The following is a 23,340-nucleotide window of genomic DNA, read 5'->3' on the forward strand; positions in this document are numbered from 1 at the left end:
TTATCAGGTTTAGCTGGTGCAAATGCGCCGTCAAGCGATCCGTTTTTCCCGCCAGATGACAAACAGAACCGATAACATGGCCAGAACAGACACGGTTAGCATCACCAGTTGCAAAGGCAGCGTGCCCGTCTCAAGCGTCAACAACCCGCCAGCAAACTGGGACAGTGCCGCCCCGCCGCCAATCATGATCGCGCCGCCCAGCCCGCTGGCTGTACCCGCCAGATGGGGGCGGACCGAAATTGACCCGGCCATGACATTGGGCAGCGTCATCCCGTTGCCAAGGCCCAGAAAAACGCAGAACCCAAAGAAATTCAGCGGATGCGCAACCCCTGCCAGTGTCAGGATCAATGAAATGCCCAGCCCTGCAATCGTCACGCCGGTGCCGCAAAGCGCCATCCAGTTGATGCCCATCCGCACAGAAAACCGGCCCGATAGAAAGTTGCCAGCGGCATATCCAATGGCGGGCGCACCCAATGCGATCCCGCTCCACAATGGTGACAGGCCAAAGATGCTACTGGCCACGAAGGAGGCCCCACCCAGCAATGCAAAGAATGCACCGGAGCTGAAGGCCGAGCACAGGACATAGCCCCAGAAACGGGGCGAACGGAACAATTCGGGATAGCCTTTAATCTGGTCGGCAAAGCTGACGCCTTGGCCCGCAACGGTTTCGCCCAGATCCAGGTAGCACAATATCAGCACGGCTGTTCCTGCCAGTGCAAGGAAAATGAAGGTGGCGTGCCAGCCAAATGCCTCGTCCAGTGCGCCGCCGATCATCGGGCCGACCATCGGCACGATGGCCATGCCCATGGTGACATAGCCGATCATTGATGCGGCCTCCGCCTGCGGGACCATATCGCGGACGATGGCGCGGCTGAGCGCCATGGACGTGGCGACCGCGGCCTGCATGATGCGAAAGAACAGGAATGCCTCGACCGTTGTGGCGAAATAGGTGCCGATCGTGGCGAAGACAAAGATCACCAGCGAGCCTATGACGATCTTGCGGCGCCCGTAACGATCCGAGAACGGACCGATAAAGGTTTGCAGCACCGCCGTGGCAGCGAGATATCCTGACAGGGCGATCTGCATGATTGCATAATCGGTCTGGAAATAGTCGGTCATCGCCGCCAGTGAGGGCAAAAAGATCGACATGTTCAGCGCCGACATGCCTGTGATCAGGATCAGTGTCAGGATATGTGGCGGTGTCGTGCGATCCAGAAAACGTATGATGGGCAGGGCGGACATCCGTCAGACTTAGGGTGTGGGTGTGGTGCTGTCCATCGCTGGATTTGCACAGCCGGGTTGCGCTCAGCCCGGTTTGCGGGTTTGCAAAAATTGCTCCGAGCAAATCCTATAGTTTGCAAATCTACTCATTCACACTTCTGCTTTCCCGGCAAACCGGTTAATGAACCACCAATCAACGGGGGAGAACGCGCATGGATGTTTTGCAAGAACTTGAAACGCGGCGCGATGCGGCACGGCTTGGCGGTGGCGAACGCCGGATTGCCGCCCAACATAGCAAGGGCAAGCTGACGGCGCGTGAACGCATCGAACTGTTGCTGGATGATGGATCGTTTGAAGAATTCGACATGTTCGTCGCCCACCGTTGCACGGATTTCGGCATGGAAAAGGACCGGCCCGCTGGTGATGGTGTCGTCACCGGTTGGGGGACGATCAACGGCCGTATGGTTTATGTGTTCAGCCAGGACTTTACCGTGTTTGGCGGATCGCTCTCTGAAACCCATGCCCAGAAAATCTGCAAGATCATGGATATGGCTGTTCAGAACGGCGCGCCAGTGATCGGCATCAACGATTCCGGTGGCGCGCGGATTCAGGAAGGTGTCGCATCGCTTGCCGGTTATGCCGAGGTGTTTCAGCGCAACATCATGGCCTCTGGCGTCGTGCCACAAATCAGCGTGATCATGGGGCCCTGTGCCGGTGGCGCGGTGTATAGCCCCGCGATGACTGACTTCATCTTCATGGTGAAAGATTCCAGCTACATGTTCGTGACGGGGCCGGATGTGGTGAAAACCGTAACGAACGAGGTGGTAACCGCCGAAGAACTGGGTGGTGCGTCCACCCACACCAAGAAATCCTCAGTCGCGGATGGTGCCTTTGAAAACGATGTTGAGGCATTGGCCGAAGTCCGGCGTCTGGTAGATTTCCTGCCGCTGAACAACCGCCAAAAGCCGCCTGTGCGTCCGTTCTTTGATGATGTGAACCGGATCGAAGATAGCCTCGATACGCTGATCCCGGACAATCCGAACACGCCCTACGATATGAAGGAGCTGATCACAAAGCTCGCCGACGAGGGTGATTTTTACGAAATTCAGGAGGATTTCGCCAAGAACATTCTGACCGGCTTTATCCGGTTGGAGGGATCGACCGTGGGTGTCGTCGCCAATCAGCCCATGGTGCTGGCCGGATGTCTGGATATCGACAGCAGCCGCAAAGCCGCGCGGTTCGTCCGGTTCTGCGATGCGTTCGAAATCCCGATCCTGACGCTCGTGGATGTGCCCGGCTTTCTGCCCGGCACCAGCCAGGAATATGGCGGGGTGATCAAGCACGGGGCCAAGTTGCTCTTTGCCTATGGTGAGGCGACGGTGCCCAAGGTCACGGTGATCACGCGCAAGGCTTATGGCGGGGCCTATGACGTGATGGCGTCCAAACATTTGCGCGGCGATTTCAACTATGCTTGGCCGTCGGCCGAAATCGCGGTGATGGGCGCCAAGGGTGCAACAGAGATCATTCATCGGGCCGACCTGAATGACGCCGACAAGATCGCCAAGCACACCAAGGATTACGAGGATCGTTTCGCCAACCCGTTTGTGGCTGCCGAACGGGGGTTCATTGACGAGGTGATCATGCCGCATTCCACCCGCAAACGGGTTTGCCGGGCATTTGCATCGCTTCGCGGCAAGCAGTTGCAGAACCCGTGGAAAAAGCACGACAACATCCCGCTATGACCGGTCTTTGGCAAAGCAGACGATTGGGCGGTCTTTGGCCGATCGGCAAATCCGCGCCAAATTATGCCGCCGTGTCGGCATTGCTTGGAATCGTCTCGATGTGCCGTATCTCGTGGGTGGCCTCGGGTCATCCGCAAAATGCTGGGGTCGGTGCTAGGCACGTTCTTGCGCATGATGCCCCCACGTCACATATGCGCAGCTTCGGTCTGGACGCATGTGAAAACAAACACTTTTTGCTTACTCTTTGGAAATGCGGACATGGTATCGCACCCTCGCAGGGATGTCGGGATTGGGACAGCCGACAGCCCCGCAAAGACAGAGGCAGGCAAGAAGAATGGTACAAGGACTTATGGCTTTTGCAGTGGCGGCGCTTATGGCGCTTGTGGCTGTATCGGGCAGCCAGGACCGCGCTTCGCTACGGGTCACGTCGGACGCGGCTGTTCTCCAAGCGGCTGAAATCGGCCGCGACATTCACTAGTCGATCATGGTGCGGGCGGACCTTCGGGTTCGTCCGGTCCGCCCCTTTCGCGATGCGGGGCACCTGACATGGAAAAACATCGCGGCTTTCCGGGGCGTCTGCCCGGCACAGATTTTCAGTTCATCATCCGGCGCGCGAACAAGGCAGGGGCCACCTCGCTGACAGAGCGCGTGCGCTATCCTGACCGTCGCCCGCCGGACAAGCGCGCCGATGCCGGGTTCATGCAGGCCCTGTGGGATCACTTTGGCGACCAGCCATTTGTGCGCGGCAATCTGGATGCCGGGCGGCTGAGCTGGCTTTTCGGTCGCGAGTTAATTCCCGCCGAAGATCCGTTTGATCCGGCCAGCTATGACGCGCTGTTGCGGATCAATGTCGATGTGGCCCGCGTCAGCTTTCCTGAAATCGAGGGTATGTAGATGCGGATATCTGGCGGGAATGGACTGAGCGCACCGCAATCTAAGCGGGAATTTGCCCATTTCTGGGGGAGGCAATCCCGCCACTGTTCAACTGCCATTTCTTCATTCAGTGTCGAAGTTGCAGCAACGCGTTCCAGCAAGCGCAGTGTTGCAAGTTGTCAACACCGTTACCCTTCCCTTTGCCGGTCTGCCCTTACCCGGGGCAGGCCGGTTTCCGTTTTCCGCCGATTAATCGGCAAAAAGCGGATTGTTATTGGATATCACAGTGCCGAGGCTATTGAGTTCAATGCAGTAGGCGCCGATTCTCGGGCTACCTTAAAAAACAAGTTAGGCAGAAGACTATGCAGAAAAAATCAATCATCCTTGCCGCAGTTGCCGTATTCGGCCTTGCCGGTTGTCTTGAAGGCGACGTTGAACGTGGTGTCGCAGGTGCAGGCGCAGGCCTGGTCGCATCAGAAGTGCTGGGCACAGACCGCACCGGCACAATCCTCGCAGGTGCTGCCGCTGGCGTGCTGTGTGACGACGCAGGCATCAACGGCTGCCGCTAATCTGACGAACCGCGCGCCTTTCGCGCGGGCATATCAATGGAACCGTCGTCGCAGCGTGCCTGCGGCGGCGGTTTTGCGTTTTGGGGACGGAATATAATGTTCAAGAAAATACTCATCGCCAATCGCGGCGAAATCGCCTGCCGCGTGATCAAGACCGCCCGCAAGATGGGCATCCAGACGGTCGCGATATATTCCGATGCAGACCGCAACGCGCTGCATGTGAAAATGGCGGATGAGGCCGTACATATCGGCCCGCCCCCGGCCAACCAGTCCTATATCGTCATCGATAAGGTGATGGATGCCATCCGCCAGACCGGGGCAGAGGCCGTGCATCCCGGTTATGGCTTCTTGTCCGAAAACCCAAAATTCGCCGAGGCGCTTGAGGCCGCAGGCGTCGCCTTCATCGGCCCGCCCAAAGGCGCGATCGAGGCGATGGGTGACAAGATCACCTCGAAAAAGCTGGCGCAGGAGGCGAATGTGTCGACCGTGCCCGGCTATATGGGCTTGATTGAAGACGCCGATGAGGCGGTGAAGATCAGCAATGAAATCGGCTATCCGGTGATGATCAAGGCCAGTGCCGGGGGCGGCGGCAAGGGGATGCGGATCGCATGGAATGATGATGAGGCGCGTGAAGGCTTTCAGTCGTCCAAGAACGAGGCGGCCAGCAGCTTTGGTGATGACCGGATTTTCATCGAGAAATTCGTGACCCAGCCCCGCCATATCGAAATTCAGGTACTGGCCGACAGTCACGGCAATGCCGTTTACCTGCATGAACGCGAATGTTCGATCCAACGCCGGAACCAAAAGGTCATCGAAGAAGCGCCAAGCCCGTTTCTGGATGAGGCGACGCGCAAAGCCATGGGCGAGCAATCGGTCGCGCTGGCGCAGGCGGTGGACTACACCAGTGCGGGCACGGTCGAGTTTATCGTGGATGGCGACCGCAACTTTTACTTCCTTGAAATGAACACCCGGCTTCAGGTCGAACACCCGGTCACGGAACTGATCACCGGTGTTGATCTGGTGGAACAGATGATCCGGGTCGCGGCGGGTGAAAAGCTGCCATTCGAACAGAAGGACCTGAAAATCAACGGCTGGGCGATGGAAAGCCGGCTTTACGCCGAAGACCCTTATCGCGGTTTTCTGCCGTCCATCGGCCGTTTGACCCGCTACCGGCCGCCGGTCGAGGAAGCAACGCCAACCCGCGCCGTGCGCAATGATACCGGCGTTTTCGAAGGCGGCGAGATCAGCATGTATTACGACCCGATGATCGCCAAGCTGTGCACATGGGCGCCCGACCGTGCCACGGCGATCGAGGAGATGCGGCTGGCGCTGGACGGGTTCGAGTTGGAAGGCATCGGGCATAACCTGCCGTTCCTCGCCGCGGTTTACGACCATCCAAAATTCACGTCCGGCAACATGACCACGGCGTTCATCGAAGAGGAGTATCCCGAAGGATTTGATGGCGTGACCCTGCCCGATGAGGCCTGCATCCGCGTTGCCGCCGCCGCTGCCGCCATGCACCGGGTCGCCGAAATTCGGCGCGCGCGCATATCTGGGCGGATGGATAATCACGAACGCCATGTGGGCGAAGATTGGGTGGTGAGCCTACAGGGGCAGTCGCATGACGTTGTGATCACCGCCGACCGTGCGGGCGCGGATGTGCAGATCAATGGGCGCACGCTGCGGGTCGAAAGCGACTGGACACCAGGCGATCCGCTGGCGCGTCTGACGGTCGATGGTGACCCGCTGGTGCTGAAAGTTGGCAAAATCTCGGGTGGGTTCCGCGTGCGCTATCGCGGCACTGACCTCAAGGTGCATGTGCGCACGCCACGACAGGCCGAACTGGCTGCACTGATGCCCGAAAAACTACCTCCCGATACATCAAAATTCCTGCTTTGCCCGATGCCCGGCCTGATCGTGAAGGTCAACGTGACCGCAGGCGACGAAATCCAGGAAGGCCAGGCGCTTTGCACTGTCGAGGCGATGAAGATGGAGAACATTCTGCGCGCCGAGCGCAAGGGCGTGGTCAAGAAGGTGAACGCCGATGCGGGCGACAGCCTCGCGGTGGACGATGTGATCATGGAGTTTGAATAGGTGGGTTTCACCATTTCTGTTCTCGCCTGCGCGCATGGGCACAAGGACGCTTTTCTGCGGGTTGCCTGCTTGCGTGATACCGGTGAACCTGATCTGCTGAACGAGGCGCCGATGTCGGGCGCGTCTGACGGGAGACACTTTTTTGTCTGGCGCAATACGCATCAAGTGAAACTGTTTGGACGGCCAGACTACAAACTCATTTCGCGTACAGCGCCCTTTTATTGTCTTGACGTCGTCGAAAGCGTGAATTCACTTAACGTGATCCGTTACGAAGCCGGTGAAAAGGCATGGTGCATCAATGGGGGGACCACCGGCTATGCAGAGTTGGGCACACCGCCATTTACCAAAGATGATTTGATTGCCAGCTACCTGAATTATGCACGCAAAACGCATGAAGTTGAGGATGACGAATACGATTCTTTCGGCCTAGCCGGTGAGGCTTTGGCTTTGCCGACCGGGTTTCGCTATCACGAGGCGACTGGATTGAACTTCACGGCACTTGAGGGCGACCTTCCCTACGCCAAGCCATGGTGGAAATTCTGGTGAACATAACGTCCATCTATTGCCCCAGCGCGCGCCGGTCCTCAATCTCCTGCTGGCGCAGGGGCATCTTGTCGATGGAGCGCGAGATTTCCCGGATGCTCCATGGTGATGGTTTGCGGAAGGCCACGCTGCCATCCTTGGCCACCAGCGCCATCATGTATCCGCGCGGGCGCAGTTCCAGCCGCAGGTCCGAACGGGCTTCGGGATCGGTGTCGGTGAAGACGATTACGTCACGTTCGGCCAGTTCATCCAGGCCCCCCAGCAGCAGATCCATCTGCTGGCGAAAACGCGGATCGTTGGGCGTGTCGGCAAAGACGACCAGTGGCCGGGCGATCCATTGCAGGTCGGCCAATGTGACGTCGGCTGCGTCGAAAACCTGTGCATGGTCTTCTTCCCAGCGTTCCAACACAGTTGCGTCCTGGGCAAACAGGCCGGTGGCCCCAAAAAAGACCGCCGCAGCGGCCACGTGCATATTCAACAATTTCATCATCCACTCTGATATAGAGGCGGGTTCGGGAAAAGCTAAGGGCCAAGTGCCTTTGGTCACAAATAATTTTTCCACCCCAGACCGGAGGTTTCCATGAGCGACAAGAAAATCTGGGAAGATATTGCAGCCAAGGAGTTGCGGGGCAAGCCGCTGGATGCACTGACCTGGGACACGCTGGAGGGGATCAAGGTCAAGCCGCTTTACACCGCCGAGGATATCGCAGACCTGCCCCATATGGGCGGCGTGCCCGGTGCGGCCCCCTTTACCCGTGGTGTGAAGGCCACGATGTATGCAGGCCGCCCCTGGACGATCCGGCAATATGCGGGGTTTTCGACGGCCGAGGAATCGAACGCGTTTTACCGCAAGGCACTGGACGCGGGCCAGCAGGGTGTTTCCGTCGCCTTCGATCTGGCGACGCATCGCGGCTATGACAGCGATCACCCGCGGGTGGAGGGCGATGTGGGCAAGGCCGGTGTGGCCATCGACAGTGTTGAGGATATGAAAATCCTGTTTGATGGGATTCCGCTGGATAAGGTCAGCGTGTCGATGACGATGAATGGCGCCGTCATTCCGATCCTCGCCAATTTCATCGTGGCCGGGGAAGAGCAGGGGCATCCGCGCAACGTCCTGTCCGGCACGATTCAGAACGATATTCTGAAGGAATTCATGGTGCGCAACACCTATGTCTATCCGCCGGAGCCGTCGATGCGGATCATCGCGGATATCATCGAATACACGACGAACGAGATGCCGAAGTTCAATTCGATCAGCATCAGCGGCTACCACATGCAGGAGGCCGGGGCGAACCTGGTGCAGGAACTGGCCTATACGCTGGCCGATGGCCGCGAATATGTGCGCACCGCCATCGCGCGTGGCATGGATGTCGATCAGTTTGCAGGAAGGCTAAGTTTCTTTTTCGCCATCGGCATGAACTTTTTCATGGAGGCGGCCAAACTGCGGGCGGCCCGTCTGCTCTGGTCGCGGATCATGACGGAGTTTGAACCGAAGAACCCGAAATCGTCGATGTTGCGGACCCATTGCCAGACATCCGGCGTTAGCTTGCAGGAGCAGGATCCTTACAACAACGTCATCCGCACCGCCTACGAGGCGATGAGTGCGGTCCTGGGCGGTACGCAGTCGCTGCATACCAACGCGCTGGACGAGGCGATTGCGCTGCCGACCGAATTCAGCGCCCGCATCGCGCGCAATACCCAGTTGATTTTGCAGGAAGAAACCGGGGTCACAAATGTGGTCGATCCTCTGGCTGGGTCCTACTACGTCGAAAACCTGACTCATGAATTGGCTGAGGCAGCTTGGGCCTTGATCGAAGAAGTTGAGGAGATGGGCGGGATGACTAAGGCTGTCGCATCCGGCATGCCCAAGCTGCGGATCGAGGAAACCGCCGCCCGCCGTCAGGCGGAAATCGACCGTGGGATCGAAGTGATCGTCGGGGTCAACAAATACCGCAAGGACAAGGAAGACCCGATTGATATCCTTGATATCGACAATGATGCGGTGCGCGAAGCACAGGTCGCGCGGATTGAACGGACCAAGGCGACCCGCGACCAGGCAACCTGTGACACAGAACTTGCCGAGCTGACGCGCCTCGCAAACGAAGGCGGCAACCTGTTGGAAGCAGCGATTGAGGCCGCACGCGCCCGCGCCACTGTAGGAGAAATCAGCATGGCTATGGAAAAAGCATTTGGTCGGCACAGGGCCGAGGTCAAGACGCTCGCCGGGGTGTATGGCGCGGCGTATGAGGGCGATGAAGGCTTTGCCGCAATTCAGGACAGCATAAATATCTTCGCCGAGGAAGAAGGGCGGCGTCCGCGGATGCTGGTCGTCAAGATGGGGCAGGACGGGCATGACCGGGGGGCCAAGGTCATTGCCACGGCGTTCGCCGATATCGGGTTTGACGTGGATGTGGGCCCACTGTTTCAGACCCCCGATGAGGCGGCACAGGATGCCATCGACAACGACGTGCATGTCATCGGGATCAGCAGCCAGGCGGCGGGGCACAAGACGCTGGCGCCAAAACTGGTGCAGGCCCTGAAAGACGCCGATGCGGACGATATCATCGTGATCTGCGGGGGCGTTATCCCGCAACAGGATTACCAATTCCTTTACGACGCGGGCGTAAAGGCGATCTTTGGCCCTGGTACCAACATTCCCAAGGCTGCGCAGGATATTTTGGGGTTGATCCGCCAGGCGCGCGGGTAGATCAAAATTCTGGAATTTTGATCGCTGCCGGGAGCAGACCATGCTGAAACTGGATCATCTTGCCGTGGCTGCCCAAACGCTGGCAGACGGTGTCGCCTGGGTCGAACGGACATTGGGCGTGACCATGCAACCGGGCGGCCAGCATGTCCGGTACGGCACGCATAACAAGCTGTTGGGGCTGTGTGATATCTATCTGGAAGTGATTGCGCCGGACCCGGATGCAGCGCCGTTTGACGGGCCGCGTTGGTTTGGCCTGGATCAATTCAGCGGCCCGCCCCGTTTGGCGAACTGGATTTGCCAGACCGATAGTTTCGATGAAACGATGGCAATCACCGGCCCGCCCATTGATCTGGCACGGGGCGATTTGCGCTGGCAGTTGACTGTGCCCGAGGATGGCAGCCTGCCGTTCGGCGGGGCCTTTCCCACGCTTATCCGCTGGGCCGAGGGCACCACGCATCCTGCAACGCGCTTGCCCGATAGCGGTTGCAGGTTGCGCAGGTTCGAGGTCAGCCATCCCGATGCGGCCTTGCCGGGTATGGTTGATATTGCTGATCCACGGGTGCATTTCCTGCGCGGCCTCAGTGGTTTTCGCGCCATATTCGACACGCCGAACGGTGAGCGTGTCCTGGGCTAGCGGTCAGAAAACATGGCTTAAATCGGCAGCAAGCCTTTGAAAGCTTGCACATCGCGCCGATAATGGTTTTGGTGCCGCCGCAAGCCTCATCCGGACAAAGGGACCCTATGTCGATCTGGACCCGCATCGCTGACGCTATTTCAGCCCTCGCTACCGGTGAGGGGTTGTCGGCTGTGTTTGAGAAGCTGCGCACGCCGCCGGAGCGGACTGTTGCCTTTACCATCGCCGTCATCGCCTTGGGGGCCAAAATGGCCAAGGCTGATGGCGTGGTCACCCGTGACGAGGTGATCGCATTTCGCGAGGTGTTTGTCATTCCGGCGGCGGAAGAGGAGAACGCCGCCCGCGTGTTCAACATGGCCCGGCAGGATGTGGCGGGATTTGATACTTATGCCCGCCGGATCAAGGCGATGTATGGCACAGATGACGCGCCGCTTTGTGATCTGCTGGAGGGGCTGTTTCACATCGCCATGGCCGACGGGATCTATCATCCGAAAGAGGATGCGTTTTTGCGGGAAGTGGCAGAGATTTTCGGATTTGATGAGCGCCGTTTCCGCAGCATCCGCGCGCAATTCGTCGAGGATGCAGAGCGCGATCCTTATGACGTTTTGCGCGTCGAGCCTGACGCGCCGCTGGATGAAATCCGTGCGTCCTGGCGCAAGCTGGTTCGTGAAACCCATCCTGATCAAATGATGGCACGGGGTGTGCCGGAAGAGGCCATCAAACTGGCCGAGCGCCGCATGGTGGCGATCAACCGGGCCTGGGAACAGATACAGGATACAAGGGTGTGAGGATCGCGACCTACAACATCGAGTGGTTCAATAATCTGTTTGATGACAACGGCTTATTGATCGCCGATGGCAGTTGGTCGGGCCGCTGGGATGTCACCCGCGCCCAGCAGACCGATGCGCTGGGTGCTGTTTTTACCGCGATGGATGCCGATGCCGTGATGATTATCGAGGCCCCGGACAGCAGCCGCAAACGCGACGGGACATTGGCATTGGTCGAATTTGCCAGGTATTTCGGGTTGCGGACCACTGCGGCGATTGTCGGGTTTAAGAACGATACCCAACAGGAAATCGCGCTGCTGTATGATCCTGCGGTGATGCAGGCGGTCCATGACCCGAAGGGCGATGATGACTGTCCGCCATTCGACAACAAGTTCCGCATGGATGTGAATGTGGACGCGGCCCCTGACATTATCCGCTGGTCGAAACCCCCTTTAGAGATTGCCGTGACGACGCCGAATGGGCCGCTGCGGTTGATTGGTGTTCATGCCAAATCCAAGGCGCCGCATGGCGCGCGGAATGCGGCGGCGGCGACCAGATTATCCATTGAAAACCGGCGCAAGCAGTTGGCTCAATGCATCTGGCTGCGCAAGCGGGTCGAGGCGCATCTGGCTGCTGGTGACGATCTGATCGTGCTGGGTGATTTCAATGATGGTCCGGGGCTGGACGAGTATGAAAAGCTGTTTGGCAGGTCCGGGGTAGAGATTGTTCTGGGCGAAGGCAATGGCATGCAGTTGTTCGATCCGCACGCCCGGATGGCGCTGGGTCGCAGGTTGGGTGCGATGCCGGTCACAGCGCGTTTCAAGCGGAAGGGAGAACCTTATTTGCAGGCGCTTCTGGACTACATCATGGTGTCGCCCGGGTTACGGGCGAAGGACCCGCGCTGGCAGATCTGGCATCCGTTTGACCATCCGCAGTGTTATGCCAATGCCGATCTGCGCGAGGCGCTTTTGCTGGCCTCTGACCACTTTCCGGTCGTGCTGGACATTGCTTTGTGATTTGAGGGTTATCCCTTATTTTGTTATAGTTTCGGCATGAAACAGATAGCTGCATTCACACTGGCCCTTGGCCTCACCGTCACCCCTGTCCTGGCGGAGGATGGCGAGGTTCAAGAGGGTTTTAATCTGATGGAAGAGGGCGCGCGGATGCTGATGCGCGGCCTCATGTCCGAGATGGAACCGGCGATTTCGGAACTGCGCGGATCGCTGGAAGACATGGCCCCGGTGATCGGAGAGTTCGCCCGAGAGATGGGTCCTGCGTTCACTGAATTGTTGAGCCAGGTGGATGATTTCCGGCATTATCAGGCGCCGGAGTTTCTGCCCAATGGCGATATCATCATTCGCCGTGATCCGGATGCGCCGGTCTGGATGCCGAACAGCGAAAACGGCGAGATTGAACTTTAGATTGGGTGTTGCGTGACCCCCCACCGAACGGTGGCAACGCCCGGTGCAGGCGAATCGTAGGTTAACGCCTGTTTTTCATGGCCAAACCGCTGTCGGCATCGCGTCGGATATGCGTCGGCAAAACGTCGGACCTTTTGTCGGCTTTGACCCCCATTAAGGCTGCGAACGTTGCGCGATGCGGCTATTTCGTGAACGTGACCGTGCCCGTTGCATCAAGTGCTGAGACCAGCGCGCCGAACCGCGCTTCGGCCACTTCGCCGAAAAGCGGGCGGGCCTGCTGCGTCAGTTTGAGGGTGAGTTCGCGTGACTTGCTGTTCCATTTCAAGACACCCGGTTGTTCGTCGGTATTGATCCAGAGCATCGCGCCCAGACGCATGGCCTTGCCCAGTATCTCGGCTTCTTTGATCTGCTCGGGGGTCAACATTGCGAAAAGATCGCTGTAGCGGGGGTTGTCGGGCTTGTTGGTGTAGCGGTTCATCAGGGCCAGCCCCAGCAGCACACGTTCATAGTGCTTCAGCCCGCCCAGATTGGCGCGTGTGGCGTTGTCGAATGTCACCTCGGCCCGGTAATCGGGGTGCGCCCGCCAGCTGACATCATGCAGCAGACACGCGGCTTTGATGATCCGCTTGCGCTGCCAGTTAGCGCGCGGAAAGAGGGGTTTGACAAAATCGAACAGCACGCGGCCAAAGCCGGGCAGGCGCGCATCCTTGGCTTCGGCAAAGCGGCAGGCCTCGATCAGGGGGTCGCGTTCGCGCAGCGCGCGGGGCATCTGTTCAAACAGCATCCCCTCGCGGATCCCATAGGATGAGACGGCGACATCCTTGGGTTTGAAGGTGCGCATCAGTTCCTGCAGCACGATCGTGGCCAGCGGCACCAGCGACATCCGGCTGTCGGAAATGCCACAACGCGCGCGTAATTCCTGCAGATCAGAGCTGCGGATATATTCGGCGGTCTTGCTGATCTTGCGCGATGTCATGCGGTATTCGTGCAGAACGGTCAGCGGATAGCCCCGCCGTTCCATATCGACCCGCGCGATGGCACGCCATGATCCGCCCACCAGAAACAGGCGCATGCCGGTTTCATTGCCCATCTCGTCATGCAGGTTTTGCATCGTCTCGCGCACATAGGCCTTGACCGCCTTCTTGCCGCCCTTGATTTCGCGCAGTTTCAGCGGACCAAGTGCCGATGTGACCCGCCGCCCGACGCGCCCTTCTGCCAGGTCGGCCAGTTCCATGGATGACCCGCCGATATCGCAGACGAGCCCGTAACTGCCCGGCCAGCCCAACAATACGCCTTGCGCCGACAATCGCGCCTCTTCCTTGCCGTCGATGACCCAAAGCTTGATGCCAGTTTCGCGCAGGATTTCATCTTGAAATTCTTTGCCGTCGCTGGCTTCGCGCATCGCGGCGGTTGCGACAGCGGTTAGCGGGCTGATCCCCATGCCTTCGGCCAGGGCGGCGAAACGCCGGATTGCCGACAGCGCCCGCACCCGGCCTTCGGGGTTGAGATGCCCGGTTTCCGATAATCCGGCACCCAGGGCGCACATAATCTTTTCGTTGTAGAAATAGGCTGGCGAACGGCCCGCACCATCAAACACGACCAACCGGACAGAGTTGGAACCGACATCGATGACACCGACCCGGCGCAGGTTTTGTGCCGCCTCGTCCTCGAACAGAGGGCGGCCGAACGGCCCCCAATCAATGGTGTCCGGTTGTTGCGTCATGTGGTCCCGTCCCCGCAGATGCCCCGCGATCAGGTATCGGTCAATCGTCGGTGTGGGTCAATTGCGGAACGTCCGATGCCCCGGCAGAGCCGCGCCCCGACAGTGATGGGTTTTCCATGAAGAACCGGTGGCAATTAAAGGCAAATTCGCCTTCTTCGATAACCGCGCGGGTAAAGCTGCCATCGGCGGACATGACCCAGCTTTGCGCTACGTCAGCCATGTTGGCCGCCATGATCTGGCTGACGATCTGCGCCTTGACGGTGGGGTTCTTGATTTCGATCAGGGTTTCGACCCGCCGGTTCAGGTTACGCCCCATCCAGTCGGCTGAACTGATATAGACCTTGGCCTTCTTGCTGGGCAGCACGCTGCCATTGCCAAAGCAGACAATGCGCGAATGTTCCAGAAACCGCCCCACGATGGATTTGACCCGGATGTTTTCGGACAGCCCTGTGACGCCGGGCCGCAGACCGCAGATGCCGCGCACCACAAGGCTGATCTTGACCCCCGCCTGACTGGCCGCATAAAGCGCGTCGATCACGTCGCTTTCGATAAGCGAATTCATCTTGGCCCAGATGACGGCTGGCTTGCCCGCCTTTGCATTCTCGGCCTCTGCCGCGATCCGGTCGAGCAGGGTTTGCTTGAGCGTCAGCGGTGAGATGGCGAGGTGTTTGAGGTCCTCTGGCTGGGCGTAGCCAGAAATGTAGTTGAACACCTTGGTTGCGTCCTGACCCAGCTTGGCGTCGCAGGTGAAGAGGCTGAGATCGGTATAGATGCGCGCCGTGATCGGGTGGTAATTGCCGGTCCCGAAATGGGTATAGGTGACCAGTTTGTCGCCTTCGCGCCGGACGACGGTGCTGATCTTGGCATGGGTTTTATATTGCAGGAAGCCGTAGACCACATGCGCGCCCGCCCGTTCGAGGCGGCGGGATTGCCGGATATTGGCGGCCTCGTCAAAGCGCGCTTTCAACTCGACCAGTGCGGTGACGGACTTGCCGTCTTCTGCCGCCTCGCACAGCGCTTCGACAATCGGGGATTTCTTGGATGTGCGGTAGAGCGTTTGCTTGATTGCCACCACGTTGGGATCGCGGGCCGCCTGTTTGAGGAAACGGACCACCATATCGAAGGTTTCATACGGGTGGTGCAGCAGCATGTCTTTCTGCCGGATGGCGGCGAACATATCCCCGTCATGGTCCTGCACCCGTTCGGGCACGCGGGGGCTGAAAGGCGGCCAGAGCAGGTCGGGCCGGTTGTCGAGCACCAATTCGCCAAGGTCGGCGATGCCGATCAGCCCGTCCACCTCGATCACGGTGTCTTCGGTCACATGGAGTTCGGACATGATCAGTGTTTTCAGGGCAGAGGGCGCCCCGGCGGACATTTTGAGGCGCACGACCTCGCCCCGGCGGCGCCTTTTCAAGGCTACCTCAAATTCGCGCACGAGGTCCTCGGCTTCGTCCTCGACCTCCAAGTCGCTGTCGCGCAGGACCTTGAAGGCGCAATGCCCCTTGATCTGATAGCCGGGGAAGAGCCGGGCGATCTGGACAAGCAGCAGTTCTTCCAGTGGCAGGAAACGCTGGCCGCTGTCAGAGGGCAGGGGGACGAACCGGTCGATCTGCGCGGGCACCGGCAGGAGAGAACGCAGTTGCCGTTTGTCGCTGGGCCGTTCCAGTTGCAGCGCCAGTGCAAACCCCTCGTTCGGCAGGAACGGGAACGGGTGTGCCGGGTCGATGGCAAGGGGTGAGAGGACCGGGAACACCTGTTCGATGAACACATCCTCGAGGTATGCGATATCGTCTTTGGTGAGGTTTTCCTGGCTGAGGATATGGATATCCTGATCGGCCATTTCGGCCTGCAGGATATTGAACACCTCTTGTTGCCGCGCCATCAGGCGGCGCGCATCAGTGTCGATGACAACCAGTTGCTCGGCAGGGGTCAGCCCGTCAAGGCCGGGGGTGCTGTTGCCCTCGTGAACCAGTTCGCGCAGGCCCGCGACGCGGACGGTATAGAATTCATCCAGATTGGTGGCCGAGATCGACAAGAAGCGCAGCCGTTCGAGCAAGGGCACGCGGGGGTTTTCCGCCTCTTCCAGGACGCGCCAGTTGAACCCGAGCCAGCTGAGTTCGCGGTTGAAGAACCGCGCAGGCGTGCTGTGGTCGATATCGAGCGTCGTCGGGGCCGGATAGTCCCCTTCAAGAAAATTCGCTTTGGTCATGGGGCCTTGTCTGCTGAAACTGTTGCAGGCGTATGACAAGTATCGCGGGCTTAGCCGGGGTTGTCCAGCAGCCGCTTGGCGAGTTTGCGGTTGATCTTGTCGCCCGAGGCCAGCGCGGTTGCGTCCAGCCGTGCCACGATATCGGCAGCAGCGGCGAATGACCGTTCGATCCGGGAGGCCAGATAGGCCACCAGATTGGGCTTTGGTGCGATCTGCCTATCAGCAAAGAGTTTCATGATCAGCGCCTGCAGCAGCGCATCGTCGGGGTTGCTGATCTGGGTCAGTGTTGTCGCCTGCATCCGGCTGGCGAGATCGGGCAGAGTGATGGACCAGCGGCTGGGCGGTGTTTGGGCGGTCATCAGCAGGGTGCCGCCGGTGTTGCGCAGGTGGTTGTGCAGGTGGAACATCGCCTCTTCCGCCGCCTTTGGCAGCGTTTCCATGTCTTCGACGATCACGGTCTGCGCATCGGTCTGATAGTCGGCGGGCAGGGTGCCCGCGTCGATGATCACGCCGCCTTGCTGGTTATGGAAGATGCGCGCCAGATGGCTTTTGCCGCAGCCTGTCGGCCCTGCGATCACCAGCTTGCGTTCCGGCCAGCTATCGGGTGCTTCGAGCATCGCAAAGGCCTGCGCGTTCGCCTCGGATACAAAGAAGTCATCAGGCCCCAGCGCAACACCCGTTGGCCAGTCGAATGACAATTGGTTGTTCATCCTAGTCGCCGGTCGATTTGCCGCGATAAAGCAGGCTGTCTTTGTATTGCTCCAGCGCGTAACGGACGACGACCCCCAGCACGGCGGCCACGGGAACGGCGACGAGCATACCCACAAAGCCGAAAAGCGAGCCAAAGACGGACAGCGCAAAAAGCAGCCAGACGGGGTGCAAACCGACAGAACCGCCGACCAGCTTGGGGGTCAGAATGTTCCCTTCCAGAAACTGACCGAAGCCAAAGATGCCAGCGACGATCCCGATGCGCACCCAGTTTGTTGCATAGGTGACGGTTTCGCCGTCTGTCACCTCAACCGAGCCCCAGAACTGGAACAGGGCCAACCCAACGGCCAGCACACCGCCAACCAGCGCGCCAACATAGGGAATAAAGGTGATCAGCCCGGCGATGAAGCCCACGATGAGGCCGAAATTCAGCCCCGCCGCCATCAGCCCGACGGCGTAATAGGTGCCCAGCACCAGACAGACCGTGCCCTGACCGCGAATGAAAGAGGCCAAGGTCCGGTCGATGTCGCGGGCCAGTTGCCGGATCGTGTCAACGTGGTCGCGGGGCAGCATGCTGTCGATCTTGGCTGTCATGTTGTCCCAGTCCAGCAGCATGTAGAAAGCGACAACTGGCACAATGATCAGCAGGACCAGCACGTTGATCAGTCCAAGCGCAGAACTGACCAGCCCATTGACCAGCTCCCCGCCTTTTGACTGGATGGTTTCGCCAATCGCCAGAAGTTGCTGCCGAACGGTGCTGTCAGCGTCGAGTATCTGGGGGAACCGTTCAGTCAGTCCCGCCTGCAGCCGTTCAAACAGTTCGGGTGCCGTGTCGATCAGGGCGGCGGTCTGCTGGATCAGGGTCGGGATCACCAGCAGGATCAGAAGAACAAAAACAAGAGCTGCGACAATGGTGATGATCGTCACCGCAATCACCCGTGTGCATCCCGCCTTTTCCAGCCGGTCAGCGATCGGATCAAGGCAGTAGGCGATGGCCCCGCCCAGCACAAATGGCAGGATCACATCCCCCAGAAACCACAAGACGACCAGAAAAACAGCTGTGGCGATGCCCCAGTATTTGGCTTGTTGAGAAACCGGAAGTGCCATGCATGATCCATAATTACCTGTCCGATAGATGCGTTATGGATCATGGCTGTGCAAGGGGCGATGCAAATTAGGGTGCCGCAATCACCCGTGCGGCGATGTCGATATTGATCGTGTCGGCAACGATGTCACTGTATCCAGAGGCCCCGAAATCGGACCGTTTCACAGCGCCAGAGATGCGAAAGCTCAACTGGCTCAGGTCGCCTTCGGGCGCGCCGCGCTGGCGGAAAACGGCGGCGTTGAGCGTGACAGGCCGGGTCACACCTTTGATCGTCAAAAGCCCGTCGATCTGCCCGCCTTCGGACAGGTTGCGCGGATTGTTGGCGCGCACGGCGGTGGATTGAAACCGGATCGTAGGGTGGCCGCGCGCGTCCAGCACGCTTGCGGCCTTGAGCGCCTCGGTCGCGAAGATCAGCCCGGTGCGGGCCTGGCTGACATCCAGCGTGACATCGGCGCTGGAATTGGCGAATTGCTGCAGGTCAATGACGATATTGGCGGACCGTACAGGCATGGACCCACGGTTATTGGCCCCGCTGAGGGTATAGACGAACCCGACCTCTGACCGGTCGGCCTGCAGGGCATAGCTGATGGGCGCGGCGAAGCTGCCCAGCGGCAGGAGTATGAATAGAATGGCAATAAGGCGGATCATGGGGACGCTCCTTGATAAGATGAATGTATAAGGGCTACGCCCGTGGCGACCCAATTATTCGCGCCTTTCACAGAAATTTCATGTTGTGGCACCCATGCCCGGTCGCCCGGACATGGGTTTTGCTTAAATATCGCGCATCACAAGGTCCGACCCTTTCCAGTCCAGATCGAACAGGTCCCGGATTTCGTGTACCCGGTTTTCCGACCCGGTGGACCGTTTGAGCAGCTTGAGGATCGCTGCCCGCGCGTCGCGCCCATCGGCGATGGCAAAGGCCACCGGTTGCAGGCGCCGGTCGATCTTGTCCTTCACGGCCATGGCGTAGGTCCGCCGGTCGGCACCCTCGAACGTAGCAGCGAAGCCTGTCAGCTCTGTCACGCGGGCGTTGATCGCGGCTGTCAGGCGTGCCTGATAGGTTTGCACCCGGTCCGCCACGTCGCCGTGCAGGAGCGGCAGCACGTCGTCCAACGCGTCCTCTACGATCCAGGCGAGCACGTTTTTCTCATAGGCCACCCCGGCCAGCGCCTTGTGCCGCAGCACATAGCCGTCGGCCTTAAGTTTCAGCCTGTGCCCGTCCTCGAACGCGACAACGTAGCCTTCAACCCCGGTCAGTGCCCGCCCGGTTGTGATGAACGCATCCGCATGGGTCACTTGCCCGAAGGTATCAGCCACCGGCACCCCATATCGGGCCGCAAGCGCCGTCAGATCCGCGTGGCCCATGTACGCCCCGCTGATGATGTCCCTGACGGCCAGTAGCGTCAGCCGCGTATCCGCATAGTCGACCACGATCCGGTTTTCCGGTCCGGTGAATTCGAACATCGGCGTTTGCCCGGCGGCCATCACGTCCACGCAGAGCCGTTTGACCGCGTCGGAGGCGACGGACAGAGCCGCCTTTGCCTGATCGGTAATCCCCATCCGGGTCATGAACACCAGTTCATCGTTCAGTGCGACCGGATGCACCATGGATCCGTCCAGTTTGTCCATGATCACATGAGGCCGGGTCCAATCGATGTCGTGCGGTTGTTCCTTTTCCCCGATGTTGAAGAACTTGTGGAAGGGCCGGGCGATCAACCGTTCATCGGCGCCGAATTTCAGACCCCGGCATTGCTGGGCCACCGGGTTGGCGAATGTGTTCGGCGTGACGAACACATAATCCACCACGGTATAGCCCGCGCGCTCTGACACCACGATCCCGTCATCATACGAGATATGGGGCAGCACATCGTCCAGGGTCTTGATTTCGACTTTCATTGTCCTTCTCCAAAAATAAAAAAGCCGCTTCGGGATGAAGCGGCTTGCCGTCAGGTTGTCATGTCGGGTGTGTTTACCCGGATGATCCCCTTTCAAGCAGCCGCAGAATGCCATCATTGGCCTGCGCATAGCCAAACCGGCCCTTGCCTGTGGCAATGGCTGGCAGTTGGTTTGAAATCTGGCGCAGGCTGGTCATTTCGTGCTCCTTGAAGTTGCGGGGCATAGGGCAGGCGGGGTGGCTGCGTCAATTGCTGATTTGGAAACAATCGGGTGACGGTTGTTGCTTGTCAGCCTGTCGCTTGCGCCCTACACCGATGCGAAATGATCATGCCAAGGGGACATCCATGCGCCTGAGCCGCTATTTCCTGCCTGTACTGAAAGAAACGCCACGCGAGGCGCAGATTGTCAGCCACCGCTACATGTTGCAGGCGGGGATGATCAAGCAGGCGAGTGCCGGGATTTATTCGTGGCTGCCGCTGGGCTTCAAGCTGCTGCGCAAGCTGGAAAACATCGTGCATGAGGAGCAGGCCAAGGCCGGGCATATCGCGATGCTGATGCCGACGCTGCAATCGGCGGACCTGTGGCGCGAAAGCGGCCGCTATGATGGTTATGGCGAGGAAATGCTACGAATGCAGGACCGGCATGGCCGCGACATGCTGTTTTCACCGACAGCGGAAGAAATGTTTACCGATGTGTTCCGGGCGAATGTCGGGTCCTACAAGGACCTGCCGCTGACGCTCTACCAGATCCAGTGGAAGTTCCGGGACGAGGTCCGCCCGCGTTTTGGCGTCATGCGCGGCCGAGAGTTTCTGATGAAGGACGGCTACAATTTCGACCTGACCAAGGAAGACGCGCTGCACGCCTATAACCGCCATCTGGTCACCTATCTGCGCACTTATGAGCGCATGGGGCTGCAGGCGATCCCGATGCGCGCCGACAGCGGCCCGATTGGCGGCGATTATACCCACGAGTTTCTCGTGCTGGCCGAAACCGGCGAAAGCGAAGTGTTCTATGACAGCGCGGTCACCGATATCCGCATGGGCGAACGGGATGTGGATTTTGACAACCATGACCAGTGTCAGGCGATCATGGACGAGTTCACGTCGCTTTATGCCCGCACGGATGAGACCCATGATGCGGACCTGTTCGCCAAGGTCCCGGCGGACCGGCAACGCACGGCCCGGGGGATCGAGGTCGGCCAGATATTCTATTTCGGCACCCTTTATTCCGAAAAGCTGGGTGCGGTTGTCGATGACGGTAAGGGCGGTAAGGCAGCGGTGCATATGGGGTCGCATGGCATCGGGGTGTCGCGCCTGCTGGGCGCGATCATCGAGGCCAGCCATGATGACAAGGGCATCATCTGGCCCGAAGGTGTAACCCCGTTTCATTGCGGGATTGTTAACCTCAAGCAAGGCGACGACGAGGCCGACGCCGCCTGCCAGTCGCTTTATGACAGTCTGACGGCATTGGGTCTGGAGCCGCTTTACGATGACCGCGATGAACGGGCTGGGGCCAAGTTTGGCACGATGGACATGATCGGGCTGCCGTGGCGGATCACCGTCGGGCCGCGCGGGCTGAAGAATGGCGTGGTCGAGCTGACCAGCCGCCGCACCGGCGACAGCGAGGAATTGCCGCCAGAGCAAGCCGTTACACGGATTGCCGAGATTTATCGGGGTATCTCATGAGCCTGACCGATGTGGACTGGTCACTGATCCCGGCGCCGTCTGACGATGGCGGCGCAGATCATCTGGAAGGCAAGGAATTGCCTGATGTCCGGCTGCCCGGAACGCATGGCAAATCGGTCAACCTCGGGGCCCAGCGCGGGCTGACGGTGATTTACATCTATCCGATGACGGGCCGTCCAGATCAGGATTTGCCAGAGGATTGGGATGACATCCCCGGTGCCCGCGGCTGCACCCCGCAATCCTGCGCCTTCCGCGATCATTTCAAAGAACTGCGGGGTTATGGTGTGGACAATCTGTTCGGCGTGTCGACCCAAGCCACCGACTATCAGCAAGAGGCGGCAGAGCGGCTGCATCTGCCCTTTCCCCTATTGTCGGACAAGGACGGCGCATTGCGCGCGGCCCTTGATCTGCCCAGGATGGAGGTTGCGGGGCAAACCCTCCTCAAGCGCCTGACCATGATCGTGCGCGACGGTAAGATTGCGCATGTCTTCTATCCGGTCTTTCCCCCCGATCAGGATGCGGACAACGTGATCGGCTGGCTGACCGCAAACGCCTGAGATCAGGCGAAAACCTCTGCCTTGTCTTCCAGAATGCCCATGGCGGCTTTGACCTCGATCGGGGCGACCCGCTGATAGGGGCGTGTGAGTGCGACGGTGGTCAGCAGCAGGTAAAGCAGCGTGCCGAGATTGATCACAAACGCGATCAGTAATTGTACAGGATGGAAGATGTCCAACGCGCTGGTACTGAAGCCAATGATACGCGCGCCACTTTCCGCAGCAAGGACAAGACCCATTGCGACAGCACCGAATATGCCCGGTCCTGCCACCAAACCGGTGAAGATATGCCACAAGGTGCCTGGCGCACGCTGCAGTGAAATGCTTGGCCCCCAGCGATCAGCTGCTGCGGCGGCGGGCAGACCGGTTCCGAAAAGCGACAAAAGCCCGAATGACCCCAGAAAAAGCAGCAGTGCAGCGACACCGGGTGCGGATTGCGGTCCGGGGTAGCCGTCAAGGATCGAGCCAAAGATCATGGAAAACACAAAGACGCCAAACGTGATGGACCCGATCAGAAGCAAAAGTGCGGCAATAAGAAAGCCAGCCAGACCTGAGGGGCGCGTTTGTGTTCTTGCCGTTGCCCAGAATGCAAGCTCGTCAAACATTATCGCCCGGAACAGCACATAAAACGCATAGACCCATAACACCAGAACACCGGACGCACCGATCCCGAACGGGGCGAGAATGAGCTGTGCTCCGAGTATTACAAGGGCGAGTGTCGCCAGAAATACCGGGTTCTGCCTGACAAAGGCAAATGCGGTTTTGTGAATGGTGAACATAGGTTCCTCTGGCGACGCGTTGCGCGTTATTGCGGTATCGGGCCGCAGATGTGTTGAAACGGTTGCACTCGCAGGCAAGAGAATGCTGCCACGGCGCAGTTGCATTCGCT

The 23,340-nt window shown here is 59.3% G+C and carries 23 protein-coding genes; 13 read left to right on the forward strand and 10 right to left on the reverse strand.

Translation table 11 applies throughout. The features are described 5' to 3' along the window. Positions 1 to 30: 30 nt before the first annotated feature. Positions 31 to 1,242, reverse strand: a complete 1,212-nt coding sequence (locus ACFWW4_RS07175; protein WP_411890210.1) for a multidrug effflux MFS transporter — start codon at positions 1,240 to 1,242, stop codon at positions 31 to 33. 191 nt (positions 1,243 to 1,433) lie between these two features. On the opposite strand from ACFWW4_RS07175, the gene ACFWW4_RS07180 reads away from it, so the two are divergent. The 6 genes from ACFWW4_RS07180 to ACFWW4_RS07205 all read left to right on the forward strand — a co-directional run bounded on the left by ACFWW4_RS07180 (position 1,434) and on the right by ACFWW4_RS07205 (position 7,045). Beyond that, a complete protein-coding gene (locus ACFWW4_RS07180) occupies positions 1,434 to 2,963 on the forward strand; it encodes an acyl-CoA carboxylase subunit beta (RefSeq protein ID WP_393928262.1) in 1,530 nt (509 codons plus the stop codon). Positions 2,964 to 3,297: 334 nt separating this feature from the next. Next, a complete protein-coding gene (locus ACFWW4_RS07185; RefSeq protein WP_393928261.1) occupies positions 3,298 to 3,441 on the forward strand; it encodes a hypothetical protein in 144 nt (47 codons plus the stop codon). A gap of 68 nt (positions 3,442 to 3,509) precedes the next feature. Next, on the forward strand, positions 3,510 to 3,857 hold the full coding sequence (locus tag ACFWW4_RS07190) for a hypothetical protein (RefSeq protein WP_411890211.1): 348 nt from the start codon (positions 3,510 to 3,512) through the stop codon (positions 3,855 to 3,857). Positions 3,858 to 4,198: 341 nt separating this feature from the next. Further along, complete coding sequence (locus tag ACFWW4_RS07195; RefSeq protein WP_393928259.1) at positions 4,199 to 4,405, forward strand: hypothetical protein; 207 nt, start codon at positions 4,199 to 4,201, stop codon at positions 4,403 to 4,405. Positions 4,406 to 4,501: 96 nt separating this feature from the next. Then, positions 4,502 to 6,499, forward strand: a complete 1,998-nt coding sequence (locus ACFWW4_RS07200) for an acetyl-CoA carboxylase biotin carboxylase subunit (protein WP_411890212.1) — start codon at positions 4,502 to 4,504, stop codon at positions 6,497 to 6,499. After that, positions 6,500 to 7,045, forward strand: coding sequence for a hypothetical protein (locus ACFWW4_RS07205; RefSeq protein WP_411890213.1), 546 nt, complete (start codon positions 6,500 to 6,502; stop codon positions 7,043 to 7,045). A 13-nt stretch (positions 7,046 to 7,058) separates the two neighbouring features. On the opposite strand, the gene ACFWW4_RS07210 is transcribed toward ACFWW4_RS07205, so the two are convergent. Beyond that, positions 7,059 to 7,529 carry a DUF4174 domain-containing protein gene (locus ACFWW4_RS07210; RefSeq protein WP_393928257.1) on the reverse strand — a complete coding sequence of 157 codons (471 nt, stop codon included), beginning with the start codon at positions 7,527 to 7,529 and terminating at the stop codon, positions 7,059 to 7,061. 93 nt (positions 7,530 to 7,622) lie between these two features. On the opposite strand from ACFWW4_RS07210, the gene scpA reads away from it, so the two are divergent. The 5 genes from scpA to ACFWW4_RS07235 all read left to right on the forward strand — a co-directional run bounded on the left by scpA (position 7,623) and on the right by ACFWW4_RS07235 (position 12,571). After that, entirely contained in the window at positions 7,623 to 9,749 is a 2,127-nt protein-coding gene (gene scpA / locus ACFWW4_RS07215) for a methylmalonyl-CoA mutase (RefSeq protein ID WP_411890214.1), read from the forward strand. 40 nt (positions 9,750 to 9,789) lie between these two features. Continuing rightward, complete coding sequence (locus ACFWW4_RS07220; protein ID WP_411890215.1) at positions 9,790 to 10,383, forward strand: VOC family protein; 594 nt, start codon at positions 9,790 to 9,792, stop codon at positions 10,381 to 10,383. A 107-nt stretch (positions 10,384 to 10,490) separates the two neighbouring features. Continuing rightward, positions 10,491 to 11,171, forward strand: a complete 681-nt coding sequence (locus tag ACFWW4_RS07225; RefSeq protein WP_411890216.1) for a TerB family tellurite resistance protein — start codon at positions 10,491 to 10,493, stop codon at positions 11,169 to 11,171. Beyond that, on the forward strand, positions 11,168 to 12,166 hold the full coding sequence (locus tag ACFWW4_RS07230) for an endonuclease/exonuclease/phosphatase family protein (protein WP_411890217.1): 999 nt from the start codon (positions 11,168 to 11,170) through the stop codon (positions 12,164 to 12,166). The genes ACFWW4_RS07225 and ACFWW4_RS07230 overlap by 4 nt, the downstream gene beginning before the upstream one ends. A 36-nt stretch (positions 12,167 to 12,202) precedes the next feature. After that, positions 12,203 to 12,571 (forward strand): AAA+ family ATPase, encoded by a 369-nt coding sequence (locus tag ACFWW4_RS07235; RefSeq protein WP_411890218.1) that lies wholly within the window; start codon positions 12,203 to 12,205, stop codon positions 12,569 to 12,571. Positions 12,572 to 12,752: 181 nt separating this feature from the next. Here ACFWW4_RS07235 and ACFWW4_RS07240 read toward each other — a convergent pair whose 3' ends face one another. From ACFWW4_RS07240 to ACFWW4_RS07270, 7 genes are all read right to left on the reverse strand, one after another. Next, a complete protein-coding gene (locus ACFWW4_RS07240; protein WP_411890219.1) occupies positions 12,753 to 14,294 on the reverse strand; it encodes a Ppx/GppA family phosphatase in 1,542 nt (513 codons plus the stop codon). A gap of 40 nt (positions 14,295 to 14,334) precedes the next feature. Continuing rightward, positions 14,335 to 16,503, reverse strand: a complete 2,169-nt coding sequence (locus tag ACFWW4_RS07245) for an RNA degradosome polyphosphate kinase (protein ID WP_411890220.1) — start codon at positions 16,501 to 16,503, stop codon at positions 14,335 to 14,337. Between the two features lie 50 nt (positions 16,504 to 16,553). Continuing rightward, positions 16,554 to 17,213: a DnaA ATPase domain-containing protein gene (locus ACFWW4_RS07250; RefSeq protein WP_411890221.1), complete on the reverse strand. Its 660-nt coding sequence runs from the start codon at positions 17,211 to 17,213 to the stop codon at positions 16,554 to 16,556. 1 nt (position 17,214) lies between these two features. Beyond that, on the reverse strand, positions 17,215 to 18,318 hold the full coding sequence (locus ACFWW4_RS07255) for an AI-2E family transporter (RefSeq protein WP_393928248.1): 1,104 nt from the start codon (positions 18,316 to 18,318) through the stop codon (positions 17,215 to 17,217). A 67-nt stretch (positions 18,319 to 18,385) separates the two neighbouring features. Next, entirely contained in the window at positions 18,386 to 18,964 is a 579-nt protein-coding gene (locus tag ACFWW4_RS07260; protein ID WP_411890222.1) for a YceI family protein, read from the reverse strand. A gap of 123 nt (positions 18,965 to 19,087) precedes the next feature. After that, complete coding sequence (locus ACFWW4_RS07265) at positions 19,088 to 20,212, reverse strand: RNA ligase (RefSeq protein WP_411890223.1); 1,125 nt, start codon at positions 20,210 to 20,212, stop codon at positions 19,088 to 19,090. Positions 20,213 to 20,285: 73 nt separating this feature from the next. After that, a complete protein-coding gene (locus ACFWW4_RS07270) occupies positions 20,286 to 20,408 on the reverse strand; it encodes a hypothetical protein (protein WP_393928245.1) in 123 nt (40 codons plus the stop codon). A 148-nt stretch (positions 20,409 to 20,556) separates the two neighbouring features. Here ACFWW4_RS07270 and proS point away from each other — a divergent pair, with 148 nt between their 5' ends. Continuing rightward, the gene (gene proS / locus ACFWW4_RS07275) at positions 20,557 to 21,897 is read left to right on the forward strand and encodes a proline--tRNA ligase (RefSeq protein ID WP_411890224.1); all 1,341 of its coding nucleotides are present in this window, start codon (positions 20,557 to 20,559) and stop codon (positions 21,895 to 21,897) included. Next, complete coding sequence (locus ACFWW4_RS07280; RefSeq protein ID WP_411890225.1) at positions 21,894 to 22,454, forward strand: peroxiredoxin; 561 nt, start codon at positions 21,894 to 21,896, stop codon at positions 22,452 to 22,454. Before proS ends, ACFWW4_RS07280 begins: the two co-directional genes overlap by 4 nt. A gap of 2 nt (positions 22,455 to 22,456) precedes the next feature. Here the strand turns inward: ACFWW4_RS07280 and ACFWW4_RS07285 are convergent, their stop codons facing one another. Further along, positions 22,457 to 23,230 (reverse strand): hypothetical protein, encoded by a 774-nt coding sequence (locus ACFWW4_RS07285; protein ID WP_411890226.1) that lies wholly within the window; start codon positions 23,228 to 23,230, stop codon positions 22,457 to 22,459. Between the last annotated feature and the right edge of the window lie 110 nt (positions 23,231 to 23,340).

Origin of the sequence: Yoonia sp. SDW83-1 (genome assembly GCF_046762885.1) — a bacterium.
In the GTDB taxonomy this organism is placed as follows: domain Bacteria; phylum Pseudomonadota; class Alphaproteobacteria; order Rhodobacterales; family Rhodobacteraceae; genus Yoonia.